The sequence below is a fragment of the Ensifer sp. B1-9 genome (genome assembly GCF_050474445.1).
In the GTDB taxonomy this organism is placed as follows: domain Bacteria; phylum Pseudomonadota; class Alphaproteobacteria; order Rhizobiales; family Rhizobiaceae; genus Ensifer.
Genome location: NZ_JBCHVG010000013.1, coordinates 201230 through 217404 on the forward strand (window position 1 = coordinate 201230; position 16175 = coordinate 217404).

At 62.6% G+C, this 16175-nt stretch carries 14 protein-coding genes; all 14 read left to right on the forward strand.

Going from position 1 to position 16175, the window contains the following annotated elements; all coding sequences use genetic code 11:
• Positions 1–88 precede the first annotated feature (88 nt).
• Complete coding sequence (gene argS, locus ACQ5BM_RS24585) at positions 89–1849, forward strand: arginine--tRNA ligase (protein ID WP_429817037.1); 1761 nt, start codon at positions 89–91, stop codon at positions 1847–1849.
• A 63-nt stretch (positions 1850–1912) separates the two neighbouring features.
• Positions 1913–4828, forward strand: coding sequence for an SPOR domain-containing protein (locus tag ACQ5BM_RS24590; protein WP_429817040.1), 2916 nt, complete (start codon positions 1913–1915; stop codon positions 4826–4828).
• 152 nt (positions 4829–4980) lie between these two features.
• Complete coding sequence (gene nagZ, locus ACQ5BM_RS24595; protein ID WP_429817043.1) at positions 4981–5997, forward strand: beta-N-acetylhexosaminidase; 1017 nt, start codon at positions 4981–4983, stop codon at positions 5995–5997.
• Between the two features lie 36 nt (positions 5998–6033).
• Positions 6034–6900, forward strand: coding sequence for a segregation and condensation protein A (locus ACQ5BM_RS24600; RefSeq protein ID WP_429817045.1), 867 nt, complete (start codon positions 6034–6036; stop codon positions 6898–6900).
• Entirely contained in the window at positions 6893–7624 is a 732-nt protein-coding gene (gene scpB / locus ACQ5BM_RS24605; protein WP_429817047.1) for an SMC-Scp complex subunit ScpB, read from the forward strand. The genes ACQ5BM_RS24600 and scpB overlap by 8 nt, the downstream gene beginning before the upstream one ends.
• Before the next feature lie 76 nt (positions 7625–7700).
• On the forward strand, positions 7701–8810 hold the full coding sequence (locus tag ACQ5BM_RS24610) for an ABC transporter ATP-binding protein (protein WP_429817049.1): 1110 nt from the start codon (positions 7701–7703) through the stop codon (positions 8808–8810).
• A 91-nt stretch (positions 8811–8901) separates the two neighbouring features.
• Positions 8902–9108 (forward strand): twin-arginine translocase TatA/TatE family subunit, encoded by a 207-nt coding sequence (locus ACQ5BM_RS24615; RefSeq protein WP_113537623.1) that lies wholly within the window; start codon positions 8902–8904, stop codon positions 9106–9108.
• Positions 9109–9183: 75 nt separating this feature from the next.
• Positions 9184–9861 (forward strand): Sec-independent protein translocase protein TatB, encoded by a 678-nt coding sequence (tatB, locus tag ACQ5BM_RS24620; RefSeq protein ID WP_429817052.1) that lies wholly within the window; start codon positions 9184–9186, stop codon positions 9859–9861.
• Positions 9858–10700: a twin-arginine translocase subunit TatC gene (tatC, locus tag ACQ5BM_RS24625; RefSeq protein ID WP_429817055.1), complete on the forward strand. Its 843-nt coding sequence runs from the start codon at positions 9858–9860 to the stop codon at positions 10698–10700. Before tatB ends, tatC begins: the two co-directional genes overlap by 4 nt.
• A gap of 46 nt (positions 10701–10746) precedes the next feature.
• The gene (gene serS / locus ACQ5BM_RS24630; RefSeq protein ID WP_429817057.1) at positions 10747–12030 is read left to right on the forward strand and encodes a serine--tRNA ligase; all 1284 of its coding nucleotides are present in this window, start codon (positions 10747–10749) and stop codon (positions 12028–12030) included.
• A gap of 27 nt (positions 12031–12057) precedes the next feature.
• Positions 12058–12825, forward strand: coding sequence for a 5'/3'-nucleotidase SurE (gene surE / locus ACQ5BM_RS24635; RefSeq protein ID WP_429817060.1), 768 nt, complete (start codon positions 12058–12060; stop codon positions 12823–12825).
• Positions 12826–13479, forward strand: a complete 654-nt coding sequence (locus ACQ5BM_RS24640; protein ID WP_429817063.1) for a protein-L-isoaspartate(D-aspartate) O-methyltransferase — start codon at positions 12826–12828, stop codon at positions 13477–13479. It abuts the gene before it with no gap.
• 173 nt (positions 13480–13652) lie between these two features.
• Complete coding sequence (locus ACQ5BM_RS24645) at positions 13653–14297, forward strand: biotin biosynthesis protein BioC (protein WP_429817067.1); 645 nt, start codon at positions 13653–13655, stop codon at positions 14295–14297.
• A 317-nt stretch (positions 14298–14614) separates the two neighbouring features.
• A complete protein-coding gene (locus tag ACQ5BM_RS24650; protein WP_429817069.1) occupies positions 14615–16168 on the forward strand; it encodes a peptidoglycan DD-metalloendopeptidase family protein in 1554 nt (517 codons plus the stop codon).
• The last annotated feature ends 7 nt before the right edge of the window (positions 16169–16175 follow it).

The following is a 16175-nucleotide window of genomic DNA, read 5'->3' on the forward strand; positions in this document are numbered from 1 at the left end:
CGCCCGGAGGCTTACGGTTCGAACGAACCGAGCCTCCTTTTTGAGTTTTGCGCCGGCCACATGTGGTCGGGAAAAGCGGACGGATCAGATGAATCTCTTCACGGACTTCGAATCAAGAATTAAGGACATTCTCGAAACGCTTGAAAGCGTTCGAGAAAAGCGATCCGAGCTTGACTTCGGCCGTGTCAATGTCGAGCCGCCGCGCGATCCGAGCCACGGTGACGTGGCGACCAATGCCGCTATGGTGCTGGCCAAGCCGCTCGGCCTGAACCCGCGGGCACTTGCCGAACTCATCGTTGAAAAGCTCAAGCAGGACCCGGAAGTCACCGAAGTGACCGTTGCCGGCCCGGGCTTCATCAATGTCCGGCTTTCGGTATCCTATTGGCAGAAGCTGTTGTCGAACGTGGTGCGGGCGGGCCTTGACTATGGCCGCAGCACCGTCGGCTCGGGTCGCAAGGTCAACGTCGAATATGTCTCGGCCAACCCGACGGGACCGATGCATGTCGGCCACTGCCGCGGCGCCGTCGTCGGCGACGCGCTTGCCAACCTGCTGGCCTTTGCCGGCTATGCGGTGACCAAGGAATACTACATCAACGATGCCGGCTCGCAGATCGACGTTCTCGCGCGTTCAGCCTTCATGCGGTATCGCCAGGCACTTGGCGAGGACATCGGGGAGATCCCGGCGGGTCTTTATCCGGGTGACTATCTCGTTCCGGTCGGCGAAGCGCTCGCCGATGAATTCGGCACGAGCCTGCGCCTGATGCCCGAAGACAAGTGGATGCCGCTCGTCAAGGACCGGACGATCGATGCCATGATGGCGATGATCCGCGAAGATCTCGCGGCGTTGAACGTCAATCACGACGTCTTCTTCTCCGAACGGACGCTGCACGCCAATGGAGCGGCTGCGATTCGCACCGCGATCAACGACCTGACCTTCAAGGGGCACGTCTACAAGGGCACGCTGCCGCCGCCGAAGGGGCAGCTCCCGGAGGATTGGGAAGATCGCGAGCAGACGCTGTTCCGATCGACGGAGGTCGGTGACGACATCGACCGGCCGCTGATCAAGTCCGATGGCAGCTACACCTATTTCGCCGCCGACGTCGCCTACTTCAAGGATAAGTTCGATCGCGGCTTCGACGAGATGATCTACGTGCTGGGCGCCGACCATGGCGGTTACGTCAAGCGGCTTGAAGCGCTGGCACGCGCCGTATCAGGCGGTTCGTCGAAGCTTACGGTTCTGCTGTGCCAACTGGTCAAGCTCTTCCGTGACGGCGAACCGGTGAAGATGTCGAAGCGCTCAGGCGATTTCGTCACGCTGCGCGACGTCGTCGATGAAGTCGGCCGTGATCCGGTTCGTTTCATGATGATCTATCGGAAGAATTCCGAGCCGCTCGACTTCGATTTTGCTAAGGTTACAGAACAGTCCAAGGATAACCCGGTCTTCTACGTGCAATATGCTCATGCACGTTGCCGATCGGTGTTCCGTCAGGCCGCGGAAGCTTTCCCGGACTTGGATATCGAATCGCTCGACTTTGCCGGTGCCGTACAGGGGCAGATCGAGGATCCGACGGAGCTTCAGCTCGTCGCCAAGCTCGCAGAATATCCGCGCGTGATCGAGGCGGCGGCACTGGCTCAGGAGCCGCATCGCATCGCGTTTTACCTGTATGATCTTGCCGCTGCCTTCCACGGACACTGGAACAAAGGTAAAGAGAATCCGGAATTACGTTTTGTTAACGATAAAAATAGAGAATTAAGTACTGCCAGACTCGGGCTGGTGCATGCTGTCGCTTCGGTATTGAAGTCCGGCCTGTCTATTACAGGCACCTCCGCACCGGAGGAAATGCGATAAGTATTGTCACCATTTTCCCACAATGCACTGGCACATAAATACAGGCAATTGTGAGTGGAGAGCATGGCAGACAAACAATTCGCACGAAGCGGGCCGGCTGAATTCGACGTATTGGCAGACGATGATCCGTTGGCCGAACTCGCCCGGATCGTCGGTTACGATGCCCGGCCGGCCGTACAGCAATTGCAAGAGTTGCAGCGACATCAGGAGGCGGTCCGTCAGGATCCCGCCTTCGATCTCGAGGACGAACTTCTTCGCGCCTTCGACAGCTATGATGCGCCCCGCGCTGTGCAGCAGCCTGCTGTGGAGCCGGTTTCGGCGCCGCAGCCGGTCGAAGACGCCCGGATCGAGCCGGTAATCGAGCCGGCAGCCGATCTCGCTGAAGAATACGACGCGCCGATATTCCGTCAGCCGGAGCCGGTCACAGCGCCAGCCGCTGTTGCTGAGGAGGAGCCGGAGCAGGCTTTCGAGGTGCAATCGTTCTCGGCCACCCCTTCGGCTGCCGAAGGCGATGCCGCGGAATTCGGCGCCGATGAGCCGGCATTCGATCTGGAGCGTGAGCTCGAATTGTCGCTCGGTGAAGCCGATCTGGTGCCGTTCGAAGAAGAGCCGACATTTGAGGCAAAAGAACAGGTTGCGGATGCCTGGCAGGCACCGGCCGCGGAACCGTCTACCGCTTGGGCCGAGCCAACCGCTGTCGCCGAACCGTTCCCGGTCTACGGCGAGCCGAGCCTTGAGGTTGCCGACCTTGAAGTTGCCGGCCCTGACGCCGCTCCGGAGGAGCGCGTGGATGAGGTCGCATACGCGAACGAGACGATCCCGGAAGAGTCCGCGAGCCATGAAACTGTCCGCGACGAGCTTCTCGCGGATGTCGAGCGCTTCCCGGTTCCGCCGGTCGCGGCCGTCGTTGCCGCTGCCGTTCAGTCTCATCCGGCGCTTCACGCGACGGAACAGCCGGTCGTTGCACCTGCCGTCGCCCCGGTAAGTACGGTCGCGACGACGGCGAAGAAGAGCCCCTATCCCTTTACGCCGACCTTCAGCCGGGCGACGCCTGTCGCTTCGCCGACCGGCGCCAGCCAGCAGCGCGCTTTTGCCGGCCCGCTCGTATCCCCGGCCGCTCCGGTTGCCGCTGCCGCGGTCGCCACACCTGCTGTTACGCCGGTGGTCGAGGCCGCTCAGCCAGCACAGCCCGTCGCGGAACCGGAAAACGAGCCGGGCTTCGACATCGAGAACTTCGAGATTGAGCTCTCCGATGCCGCCCTGAAGCTCGATCTCGCCGACCTCGGTCCGACCGAACCGGTTGCCGCGGCCCCTGCCGTCGTGCCGCGGGCTGCTGTGCAGCCGGTCGTCGAGACCGTTGTTCCGCAGCGCGAACCGGAACGCTCCGTCGAGACTTTCGCAGCTCCGGCCCCGGCTGAGCAGCAGGACGCGCAGCCCGAAAGCACGCTGCCCTTCGATCCCTCGATGATCGCCGAAGCCGAGAATGGCGTTGCGCCGATCGCCGACATGGAGGTGCCGCAGCTGCCGGTCATCGAAACGGAAAAGCCGGTCGCCTATCCGGCGGATTACGATCTCGATATCGACGCGGAAATGGCGCAGCTGTTCGGCACGCCGGCTCCGGCCGCCAAGGATGCCCGTCCGGCGGCGGTTGAGAAGGTCGAGGCGGTTCGTCCTGCCCCAGCCGCAAATGCAAATCCGTCGTTCGGTGCCGGCGCGCTCGATGATTTCGACGAGTTCGAAAAGGCGATGGAAGAGGACTTCCGCCGCTCCATGACTGAACGGCAGTCCCCGGCGCGCGATGCCGAGCGGGTTTCCGCGGCACAGGGCCAGGATGATGCGGGCGACTATCGCGATTACGGCTCGGGCCGGCGGTCGCAGCGCACGATGCTGCTTGCCGCAAGCGTTGCGGGCGTCATCATTCTCGGCGGCGCGGCAGTCTATGCCTGGATGGGCGGCAGTGATGCCGCAACTTCGGCCGAGGGCCCCAAGATCATTCTCGCCGACAAGGGGCCGGTTAAGGTCGTGCCGGAAGAAAAGGGCGGCAAGACTGTGCCGAACCAGGACAAGGCGGTTTACGATCGTGTCGCTGGAGCCCAGGCCGGTGCGCCGCAGCAGGAAGCACTGGTTTCCTCGACCGAAGAGCCGATGGATGTCGTTCAGAAGACGCTGACGCCGGAAACACTGCCGCTCGAAGGCAGTGACGACTCGGACGGCCCGCAGGCCAACCTGCCTGCCGACGACGAGGATGGCGCTCGCCTGCTGCCCGACGGCGGCGCACAGACGGCTGCTCAGGAAGAAGACAAGGCGCCCGCCGTCGCACCGCGAAAGGTGCGCACAATGATCGTCAAGCCGGACGGTACGCTGGTTGCTCGTGAAGAGCCGGTTGCCGCGCCTGCGACCGATGTTGCCGGGACGACGCAGCCGCTGCCGGATACGCCCTCGAAGGAGGTCGCCTCGGCTGAGGTCAGCGCTGCCGGTCAGGCATCGGCGAATGACGACCAGGTCGCGCTTGCCGCAACGGGCAATGCCAATATCGAAGAGGTTCCGGTTCGCAGCGTGACGACGACGGCAACGGCCGGGAAGGCACCGACGCCGCAGACGCGTCCGGCCGAGAAGCCGGCCAAAGTGGCCGCTGCGGCCGCAGACGGTGGCAATGTTCGCCAGGCTGAAGAGCAGGCCGCCGCCACACCGGAAGCGCAGCCGCCGCAGCAGGTGGCAACGGCGTCGGTCCCGACCGGTGGCTACTTCATCCAGGTCGCGTCCCTGCCGTCGGAAGCCGAAGCACAGAAATCCTACAACAGCCTCTCCGGCAAGTTCGGAAGCGTCATCGGCGGCCGCGGCGTCGATATCCGCAAGGCGGAGATCGCCGGCAAGGGGACCTACTATCGCGTCCGTATCCCGGCCGGATCCAAGGAGGAGGCAAACGCGCTGTGCTCCAAGTACAAGGGCGCTGGCGGAAGCTGCCTGGTGACCAAGTAAGCCTGGCACACCGGTAGAGTTTGAGGGGGGCGCGGCTCGGGGCCGCGCCCTTCGCATTTCAGGGTTTCGATCGCCCCGTGGCCTTGTGCATGAACGACGGGGCTTCGTCTTTGTGGCTTCGCGCCGGGCGGCGCCCGCTCTATGCTCTCTCAATGAGCGAATCAAAAGCATTTATCTCGGGCTGCAAGGGCCTTTCTCTCACGACCGACGAACGCCAGTTCTTTGCCGGTGAGCGGCCGTGGGGCTTCATCCTGTTCGGGCGCAACATCGGCGAGGAGCAGCAGATCTCCGATCTGGTGGCGTCGCTTCGAGACAGCATCGGCAATCCGAATGCGCCGGTGCTCATCGACCAGGAAGGCGGACGCGTGCAGCGCATCCGGCCACCGCTCGTCCAGCAATATCCGAACGGCGCGGCGATCGGTGAAATCTACCGCCGCGACGCGGAACTGGGTCTGCGCGCGGCCTGGCTCATGGGGCGCCTGCATGCCTTCGACCTGATGCGCTTCGGCATCACCGTCGACTGTCTGCCGGTGCTGGATGTGCCGGTGCCTGGAAGCCACGATGTCATCGGCAATCGTGCTTATGGTCATGACCCTGAGACCGTGACGGCGATCGGCCGGGCGATGGGCGAGGGGTTGAAGGCCGGCGGCATGCTGCCTGTCATGAAGCACATGCCCGGCCACGGCCGCACATTCGTCGACTCGCACCACAACCTGCCCGTGGTCAGCGCGACTTTCGAAGAACTCGCCGCCAGCGACTTCCTGCCCTTTGTCGCGATGAAGGACGAAGTGATGGCGATGTCGGCGCATATGGTGTTCACGACGATCGATCCGGATAATCCGGCGACAACCTCGGCGAAGGTCGTGCGCGAGATCATTCGCGGCCACATCGGCTTCGACGGTCTTTTGATGTCGGACGACGTGTCAATGAATGCGCTTGCCGGAGACATGACCACCCGTGCGCGCAACATCATTGCCGCGGGGCTTGATCTTGTCTTGCATTGTCATGGCATAATGGAAGAAATGAAGGCCGTCGCCGACGTCGTACCGGTTCTCGCTGGCGAGAGCCTGCGGCGGGCAAGGATCGCCGAGGCGGCATTCCGGACGCCTGACGATGCGAACGAAAGCGATCTGCGGACCGAGTTCAACGGTTTGTTCGCAACAGGGTAAGGCAGGCGCGGCCAGCGGGAAAGGATCGGACTATCAGTGAGCAATGCGGGCGAAAGACAAGGCAAGCCTGCGTCGAAGGCGCCGATGGAGCCCCTGTGGCAGGACGAGACTGCCGAGCGCGGGCTGCATGAAGAAGCGCTGGTGGTTGATCTCGCCGGCTTCGAAGGCCCACTCGATCTCCTGCTTCATCTCGCCCGTAGCCAGCGGGTCGATCTTTCGCGCATCTCTGTGCTGGCACTCGCCGAGCAATATATCGCCTTCATCGAGCGGGCGCGCAGCATCCGCATCGAACTCGCCGCCGACTATCTCGTCATGGCGGCATGGCTCGCCTATCTGAAGTCGCGGCTGCTGATTCCGCAGCAGGTGAAGGACGATGGTCCGACTGGCGAGGAAATGGCCTCGGCCCTGGCTTTCCGGCTGAAACGGCTGGAGGCAATGCGTGAGGCGGCAACGCGGCTCGTCAACAGAAACCGGCTTGGCCGGGACGTCTTCGTTCGCGGTGCGCCGGAACATATCGTCACTGAAAAGAAGTCCGGTTTCGATGCCTCGCTCTATGATCTCCTGAGCGCCTATGCGAGCCTGCGGCAGCGCCAGGCGATCACGCAGGTGACGATCGAGAAGCGCCACGTATGGTCTCTCGCCGACGCACGCCTGATCCTGGCGCGCATGATCGGCGAACTCGATGACTGGACAGCGCTCGATCATTTTCTTATCCGCTACATGACGACGCCGAAGGAGCGGGCAACGGCGATCGCCAGTTCCTTTGCCGCCTCGCTCGAAATGGTCCGCGAGGGCCGGCTGGAGATCCGTCAGGAAGAGGCCTTTGCGCCGATCTATCTTCGGCGCGGACCGAATCCGATCGATGCGGAGACGCTTGCCGAAATGGAGGCAGCCCGTGGCTGAAGCCCAAAAATACATACCGGACGCTCCTGACGAGGACGACGAAATCGATACGACGCCGTCCTTGGATCCCCGGCTTGAACAAGAAGCCGAGCGGATCGCGGAGGCTCTGGTCTTTGCCTCGGCGCAGCCGGTGTCGGAGGCCTATATCGAAAGCAGGCTGCCGCGTGGTGCGGATGTCAGGCGGATCATGGAGCGCCTGAAGGCGCTTTATGCGACGCGCGGCGTCAACCTTGTCCAGGTCGCCGACCATTGGGCATTCCGCACGGCTGCCGATCTCTCGTTCGTGGTGCAGACCGACGAGCAGGAGGTCCGCAAGCTCTCGCGCGCTGCGCTCGAAGTTCTCGCCATCATTGCCTACCATCAGCCGGTAACCCGCGCCGAGATCGAGGATATCCGCGGCGTCCAGACATCGAAGGGCACGCTCGACGTCCTGATGGAGGCAGGCTGGGTCCGATTCAGGGGACGCCGGCGCACGCCGGGCCGGCCGGTGACCTTCGGCACCACTCGTGACTTTCTCGATCACTTCGGCCTCGAGGAACTGCGCGACCTGCCGGGTATCGAGGAGCTGAAGGGGGCAGGGCTGCTTTCCGGCCGCGTGCCGTCCAATCTCAATATTCCCGTTCCGGTGGGCGAAGACGAGCTTGCCGAGAACGAAGATCCCATCACCCAGCTTGACCTTGAAGAACTGGGGCTCTTGACACCGAAGGGCGAAGAAGCCGATTAAAACCTGAATGGGGATATCGGCTTTCCCCGGTGTCCGGCATTTTTGCCGGGCACGACTGGTGTCAAGGAATGCAAGCATGGTTTCAGATCCGCAGGACGCTCCCGTCATGACGACACGACGGGCGGGTGTATCCTTCGCGGCGAGCCTGACCTTTGAAGACATTCATCACAGCTATCACGCCAAGGAAACGATCAAGGGCGTCAGCCTGGCGGCCAAGGCCGGCGAAGTCCTTTGCCTGCTCGGCCCGTCCGGGTCCGGCAAGACGACCCTGCTACGTATCGCCGCAGGGATCGAGAAGCAGAGCGCAGGACGCCTTCTGCTCAATGGCCAGGAGATTTCCGGCCCTTCGGTTTTCCTGCCGCCCGAAAAACGCGGTGTCGGCCTGATGTTCCAGGATTTCGCGCTCTTCCCGCATATGTCCATTCGCGACAACGTTCGCTTTGGCTTGACGGCGCTTCCGAAGAAGGAAGCCCTGAACCAGGCGGATGCGGCGCTCGAGCGTGTCGGGCTCTCCCATTACGCCAACCAGTACCCGCATGTGCTTTCCGGCGGCGAGCAGCAGCGGGTGGCGCTGGCCCGCGCGCTTGCGCCACGCCCCGCCGTGCTTCTGATGGACGAACCGTTTTCCGGTCTCGACTCGCGCCTGAAGGATTCGATCCGCGCCGATACGCTCGCCATCCTCAGAGAGACCCGCGCAACCGCGATCGTCGTCACCCACGACGCGGAAGAAGCGATGCGCATGGCCGATCGAATTGCGCTTCTGCAGGGTGGGCGATTGGTGCAGGTCGGCACGGCAGATGAGCTCTATCGCCATCCGAGAAATCTTTTCGCAGCCGGTTTCTTCTCGGAAATCAACGTGTTCAACGCACAGGTTCGCAATGGCCGCGTCGACACGCCGGTCGGCACCGTCGCGGCCGGGCGCCACCACGAAGGGGAGCGCGTTTCGGTCGCCGTCAGGCTTTCCGGCGTGCGTGTCGGCGAGAAGGAGGGCGATATTCCCGCGCGCATCCTCTCTCGTCGGTTCATCGGTGTGGTGGAGCTGCTGGAGCTGGCGGTGCCGCGTTGCGAGGATGTGGTGCGTGCGCGCATCCGCGCGGACCAATTGCCGCAAGGATTGCGCGATGTAATGCTTTCAGTTAACGAGCGGGATATATTACTGTTTGAAAAAGATGGTTCTGCATCTTAGGTTCTGTCGCAAAGAAGGGTGTGTTTAGCGCGCGCCTGAAAATTGACATGTGAAAGAGCCTATATCGGGGAAGGCTCAGAGGAGTAAGAGCATGGGTTCCTTTAGCATTTGGCACTGGCTGATCGTTCTGGTCGTAGTGCTGCTCTTGTTCGGTCGTGGCAAGATTCCCGAACTGATGGGCGATGTTGCGAAGGGCATTAAGAACTTCAAGAAGGGCATGAGCGACGAGGAAGCGGGCGCGACCGACAAGACGCTCGACAGCAAGACCGTTGACCACAAGTCCGACGAAGTTCGCTAACGGTCTGGCGTCGGTGGAGCCGGTCCGGTATCGGTATCGGACCAGTTCCCATCACGGGTTTGCAGGACATTTCGAATGCTTGATATCGGCTGGACCGAGCTTGTCGTCATCGCCATCGTTTTGATCGTCGTTGTCGGACCGAAAGATCTTCCGCCTATGCTGCGGGCTTTTGGCCGCATGACGGCGAAGATGCGCGGCATGGCCTCGGAGTTCCGCCAGCAATTCGACGAAGCGCTGCGCGAAGCGGACCTCGACGAGGTCCGCAAGACGATCAGCGATGCGCAGAGCCTGAACCCGGCCAATGCGCTCAGGGATGCGATGAATCCGCTTCGCCAGATCGGCAACGAGATTAAATCGGACCTGCAGAAGGCTGCGACGCCCGACAAGCCTGTCACAACGGCTACGGCCGAGCCCGCGATTGCGGAGCCGGTAGCGGCCGCTCCCGTGGCGGCGACGGAAGCAAAGCCCGCGGATGCAGTTGCCGCAGCCGCCTTAGGTTCAGCCACCCGCCAGTTGGAGCGCGCCGAGGCCGCCGTCCCGGCCGAGAAACCCAAGCGGGCGCCAAGGGCGAAGGCCAATCCGGCGCCGGCGGCAAAGAAGGCCGCAACGCCCAAGGCGGCGGCACCCAGAACTTCGGCAAAGGCACCCGCAAAGGCGGTGGCCGAGAAGACGTCGTCGCAGCCCGCTTCAGCCGAGCCGGCTACCAAGACGTCCAAGCCGCGCGCCAGCACGCGCAAGAAAGGTGAAGCATGAGCGGCGATATCGAGGACCGGCCGCAGCCGCTGATCGAGCATCTGATGGAATTGCGCAGGCGCCTGATGTGGGCCATCGGCGCGTTCTTCGTGGCGTTCCTCGTCTGCTTCTACTTCGCCAAGGGTCTCTTCAATCTCCTGGTGCTGCCGTTCAAATGGGCAGTGGGCTGGGCGGGCCTGAACCATCGCAATGTCGAGCTGATCTACACGGCTCCGCAGGAGTTCTTCTTTACGCAGATCAAGGTGGCGATGTTCGGCGCACTGGTCATCGCCTTTCCGGTGATCGCTGCGCAGATCTACAAATTCGTGGCTCCGGGCCTTTACAAGAACGAGCGTGCCGCATTTCTGCCGTTCCTGATCGCGTCGCCGATCCTCTTTCTGCTTGGCGGCGCCCTGGTCTACTTCTTCTTCACGCCGATGGTGATGTGGTTCTTCCTGGCGATGGAGCAGGGCGGCGGCGAAGGGCAGGTGGCCATCCAGCTTCTGCCGAAGGTCTCGGAATATCTGAGCCTGATCATGTCGCTGGTCTTTGCCTTCGGCCTGGTTTTTCAGCTCCCGGTGATCACGACGCTTCTCGCACGCGTCGGCTTCGTCACGTCGCAGGGCCTGGCCGAAAAGCGGAAGTACGCGATCGTGATTGCCTTCGTGGTTGCGGCCGTGCTCACGCCGCCTGACCCGGTTTCCCAGATCGGCCTTGCACTGCCAGCCATCCTTCTCTACGAAATTTCGATCTATACGGCGCGACTCGTCGAAAGACAGCGGGCAGCGGACGCGCTCAAGAGCGAAGTTGCCGAGTCGCAGGAAGGATCTTCCGGAGAGGTCGGCCCCGCCAAGGGCTGAGCATTCGAGATTTCGCGCCGTGAGTTGACCAACGCGTGGAACGACAATGCTTGATATCAAATGGATCCGTGAAAATGCCGAGATGCTGGACGCCGCCCTGGCGAAGCGGGGCGCGGAGCCGTTGTCGGCGTCGCTGATCGCTCTCGACGAACGCCGCCGCTCGATCCTTCAATCGCTGCAGGACATGCAGTCGCGCCGCAACGCCGCCTCGAAGGATATCGGTGCGGCCATGGCGCAGAAGAATGCCGAGCTTGCCGAAAAGCTGAAGGCCGAGGTCGCCGAACTCAAGAGCGCCATGCCGGCGCTCGAGGAAGACAGCCGCAAGGTGGAAGCCGAGCTCAGCGATGCGCTTTCCCGCATTCCAAACATCCCGCTTGAGGATGTTCCGGTCGGCGAGGATGAGACCGGCAATGTCGTCAAGCGCGTGGTCGGCAACAAGCCCACCTGGAATCACCAGCCGCGCGAGCATTTCGAAATCGGCGAGGGCCTCGGCCTCATGGATTTCGAGGGGGCCGCCCGCATTTCCGGTTCGCGTTTCACGATCCTCAAGGGACAATTGGCCCGGCTAGAGCGTGCGCTCGGCCAGTTCATGCTCGACCTGCATACCCAGGAACATGGCTACACCGAAGTGCAACCGCCGCTTCTGGTGCGCGACGATGCCATGTACGGCACCGGACAGTTGCCGAAATTTGCCGAAGATCTGTTCCGAACCACGGATGATCGCTGGCTGATCCCGACTGCGGAAGTGCCGCTCACCAACATCGTTCGTGAGCAGATCCTCGAAGGCGAAAAGCTGCCGTTGCGCTTCACCGCGCTGACGCCGTCCTTCCGCTCGGAGGCCGGTTCGGCCGGTCGCGACACTCGCGGCATGCTGCGTCAACACCAGTTCAACAAGGTCGAACTGGTTTCGATCACCGATGCCGAAACCTCGATCGACGAGCACGAGCGCATGACCGCCTGCGCGGAAGAGGTGCTGAAGCGCCTCGGCCTGCACTACCGCGTGATGACGCTCTGCACCGGCGACATGGGCTTCGGCGCCCGCAAGACCTATGATCTGGAAGTATGGCTGCCGGGACAGGACACTTATCGCGAGATCTCGTCCTGCTCGGTCTGCGGCGATTTCCAGGCGCGCCGGATGAATGCGCGCTACCGCACCAAGGAAGACAAGGGAACGCGCTTCGTTCACTCTTTGAATGGTTCCGGTGTCGCCGTCGGGCGCGCGCTGATTGCCGTCATCGAAAACTATCTGAACGAAGACGGTTCGGTGTCGGTGCCGGATGTGCTGGTGCCCTACATGGGCGGCCAGAAGCGCATCGAGAAGGCGGACTGAACGGACGTCAAGGGAAGGACGGCATTCATGCGGATCCTGCTGACAAACGATGACGGCATTCATGCTGAAGGCCTCGCTGTGCTCGAAAGAGTGGCCCGGACGATTTCGGACGATGTCTGGGTCGTGGCGCCCGAGGCGGACCAGAGCGGCTTGGCGCATTCGCTGACCCTGTCGGAGCCGCTCCGGCTGCGCCAGATCACGGAGAAGCGCTTTGCACTGCGGGGGACGCCGACGGATTGCGTCATCATGGCCGTCCGCAAGGTGCTGGACCGCAAGCCCGATCTCGTGCTCTCGGGCGTCAACATCGGTGCCAACATGGCCGATGACGTGACCTATTCCGGCACGGTGGCGGGCGCCATCGAGGGGACGTTGCAGGGCATTCGCTCAATCGCGCTCAGCCAGGCCTATCACCACGCCGTCGGCAAGACCGTGCCTTGGGATGTGGTGGAGACGCATGCGACTGGACTGATCCGCAAGCTGATGGCCGTGGATCTGCCGGATGGCACGCTTCTCAACGTCAATTTCCCGAACTGCTCAGCCGACACCGTTGCAGGGGTCGAGGTAACGTCGCAAGGCAAACTCGACTTTGGCCTGTCGATCGATGAGCGCACCGACGGCCGTGGTTTTCCTTATTTCTGGCTGCGCTTCGGCGAGCGGTTCGGCGATTTTCGCGCCGGAACCGACATTCATGCACTGCGCGAGAATTACATCTCCGTAACGCCGCTCAAGCTCGACTTGACGGACTATACCGTCCAGGACCGTCTGATGCGGGCATTGAACGAAGGGGCTCATTGATTGAGCGTGCGCGTTTCGGATCAGGAAGGCTTTGCCAAGATGGTGCTACGGCTGCGTGCCGCAGGCATCACCAATCACGATCTCCTCAAGGCGGTGGAACAGACGCCGCGCGGCCTGTTCGCGCCGCCGCAATATCAGGCCGAGGCCTATTCGCAGCGGACGATTCCGCTCGACTGCGGCTCGTTCATGGAAGGTTATGATTTTGCCGTGCGATTGCTGCACTGTCTGAACCTGAAGACAGGACAGCGCATCCTCGAGGTTGGAACCGGCAGCGGCTTTACCGCGGCGGTGATGGGGCGGGTGGCCGAGCGTGTCCTCACCATCGACCGCTACCAGACACTTGTTGGTACGGCGCAGAAGAACCTCGAGAAATCAGGCGTTCGCAACGTCATCGTCCGCCATGCCGATGGCAGCGCCGGCGTGCCGGGCGAGGGTACCTTCGATCGCATCCTGATCACGGCCGCCTTCAACAGCCTGCCGCGCATGTTCTCCGATCATCTCGTCTCGGGCGGAACCCTGGTGGTGCCGATCATGATGAGCGAGACCCATTGCCGCGTCGTCCGGGTCAATCGAACGGGAAGTCGCTTCGACCGTGAGGATCTGTTCGACGCGCCTTACCTTCCGATCGTCCCGCAGCTCGCTTCGTTCCTCTGATACGGCTGCTGCCGAACGTCTTGGCTGGTGCGTTAAGGGATTCTTAACGGTATCCAGCCTCGCGCAAGCTTCGCGCCATACGCCTCCAATGCACGATGGGTTCCTCTCGCGAGTCGTTGCTCTTGCTCGACCAGGGTGTTGCTGCCGGATCGTGAGATTGACGGAGACGGCAAATGCAGATCGCGAACAGGCTGACGGCGGCGGCATCCGGCGACGGGCTGAATAATCTCGCCGGGCGCAGCTCCGGCCAGGCAAATTCCGGCGGCAAGGACGAACAGGCCGCGCAGGCTCTTGCGGCGAGCTTCTTCGACCCCACCCCGCGCATCTCCCTTTCCGCCGACGCTCTGCTTTATCTCAGCCAGACGAAGAAGGCATCGGACGGGCAGCCGCCCCTCAGCCGCGACGAGTGGAACAATCACCTGACCCCGCAGCTGGCGTCGCGTGAATATCAGGCCTTCGGCAGGTTTCTGGATGCCGGGGATCATGAGGCCTATTACAAGAACTTCATCGACTATTACGACAGCCTCCGCCCCGAAGATCAGGACAGCCTGCGCTATTTTGGGACGCGCGAGGCCGCCGTCGCCGGTCTTCGCTCGCTTGAGTATGAGCAGGCGAGCGGAGCCGATGGCGAGACCACGTTCCAGACTCTGGTGAGCGTCCTGCTCGAAGAGGACAAGACCGCTCAGTCCGAAACCCCCGTCCGTCCGGAGGGACGTCCAATCTTCGCCTGGGATCTCACGAGCATCAGCTATGAGGATGAGCCAACGGAGCGGCGTTCGGTTTCCGAAATCGAGCGCCTCTATTCCGAACTGAGCTAAAGCATGTCGCGCAAAAGTGCGCGGCGGTTTTGCGCTAACGACATGCGAAATATCAGGTGCCTAAAGCGCAAGAAGCGAATCTGAAAGATCGCGACGCGCCTTAGGCCCGGTTGCGCACCGAAGCTTGGGCGCATGTGCTTGGCGGGTGAAAGCCGGCCGTGTCACCGGCTTGCTCGGCGCTATGGATGCGGCGAGCCGGCGTCTATGGTTAGCGTTTCGTCAAATTAGTCCATTGGTGGTGCCGACCTTAACCGGGCGGTAACTCTAATACGCTTTAATCATCCCACATCGAGTTGCGTTCGGAGTGGGTAAGCGTCATGCGTCAGTTTGTATCTCCCGGGGTTGGAAAGTCCACGATCCGCCTGTGCGTGGCGGTCCTGCTAGCAGGCGCCGCAACGGGCTGCAGTTCGGACGCCAGCCGATTTGACGGCCTGTTCTCCCGGTCGGACAACATCACCACAAATTCAATCCCACGCGACACGACGCCGGTTCCGCGCGGCGATGTGGCGGTCGGCCAGATGGCCGCTCCAGCAGATTCGCGCAACACTGCTCTCGGTCAGCCGTATCCGACTGCAAGCGCCCAGGGCGGCTATGATCCGGTGAATACCGCTTCCACGCCGATGTCCAGCGCCCGTGGAGCCTCGACGCCGATTTCCGTGCAGCGCACGACACTCGCCGACCCGAGCTCGACGACGCATCAGCGTCCCGAAGCGCAGCCGTTCCCCGCTGCGCGTCAGCAGGCGGCAATCGCGACGCAGCAGACGCTTCCGGCTGCTGTCAAGGAGACCGCGAGCAAGAGCGGCTGGACGACGCAGAACGCCCCGACGATCATGGTTCGCCCCGGCGACAACGTTGCGCTTCTCTCCAAGCGCTTCGGTGTTCCGGAGAAGGAAATTCTGAAGGCCAACGGTCTGCAGTCCGCCGCTCAGGTCGAAACCGGTCAGCGGCTGGTGATCCCGACCTTCGGTTCCGTGGGTAGCCCGGCAAAGGCTGCTGCGACCAACTCGATTGCGGGTCTCGATGGCAACAAACATCAGCCTTCGCCCTTGCCCAACGATCAGCGTGACGCTGCGATCCTGCCGGGCTCTGCGCAGTCCCGCGAAAAGGGCGCGGGCAAGACCGATGTCGTTGCCGGCAAGCCGGCGACGAACGGCGAAGGTAGCGGCGGCGGAACCTATACCGTCAAGCCCGGCGACTCGCTCAACCGCATCGCCAAGACGACGGGTGTATCCGTTTCTGCCCTCAAGCAGGCAAACGGCCTGACTGCGGAATCGATCCGCGTCGGTCAGACACTGCAACTGCCGGGCGCAGCCGGCGCCGCGCCGGACCAGGTCAAGACCGCATCGGTTCCGAGCAAGAAGGCGGAGCAGCCGCAGGTTGCTTCGCTTGAAAAGAACAAGCCAGCAGAATACCAGCCGCCGGCTGCCAAGCAGAGCGTAACGGACGTTGCGGCTATCAAGACGGATGTCGACGAGGACTCGCCGAAGTCGACGGGCATCAGCAAGTATCGCTGGCCGGTGCGCGGGGCGGTGGTTGCCGGTTACGGCGCCAACGTCGACGGCAACCGCAACGACGGCATCAATATCTCGGTGCCCGAGGGCACGCCGATCAAGGCGGCCGAAAACGGCGTCGTCATCTATTCGGGCAGCAGCCTGAAGGAACTCGGCAACGCCGTCCTGGTGCGCCACGACGACGGCACGGTCACGGTCTACGGCAACGCTTCCGAGCTCAAGGTTCAGCGCGGCCAGAAGGTTCAGCGCGGCCAGACGCTCGCAGCGTCCGGCATGACCGGTCGCGCCAGCCAGCCGCAAGTGCACTTCGAGGTCCGCAAGAACGCCACGGCAGTAAACCCGGCGACCTTCCTCGAATAGTCCGCAA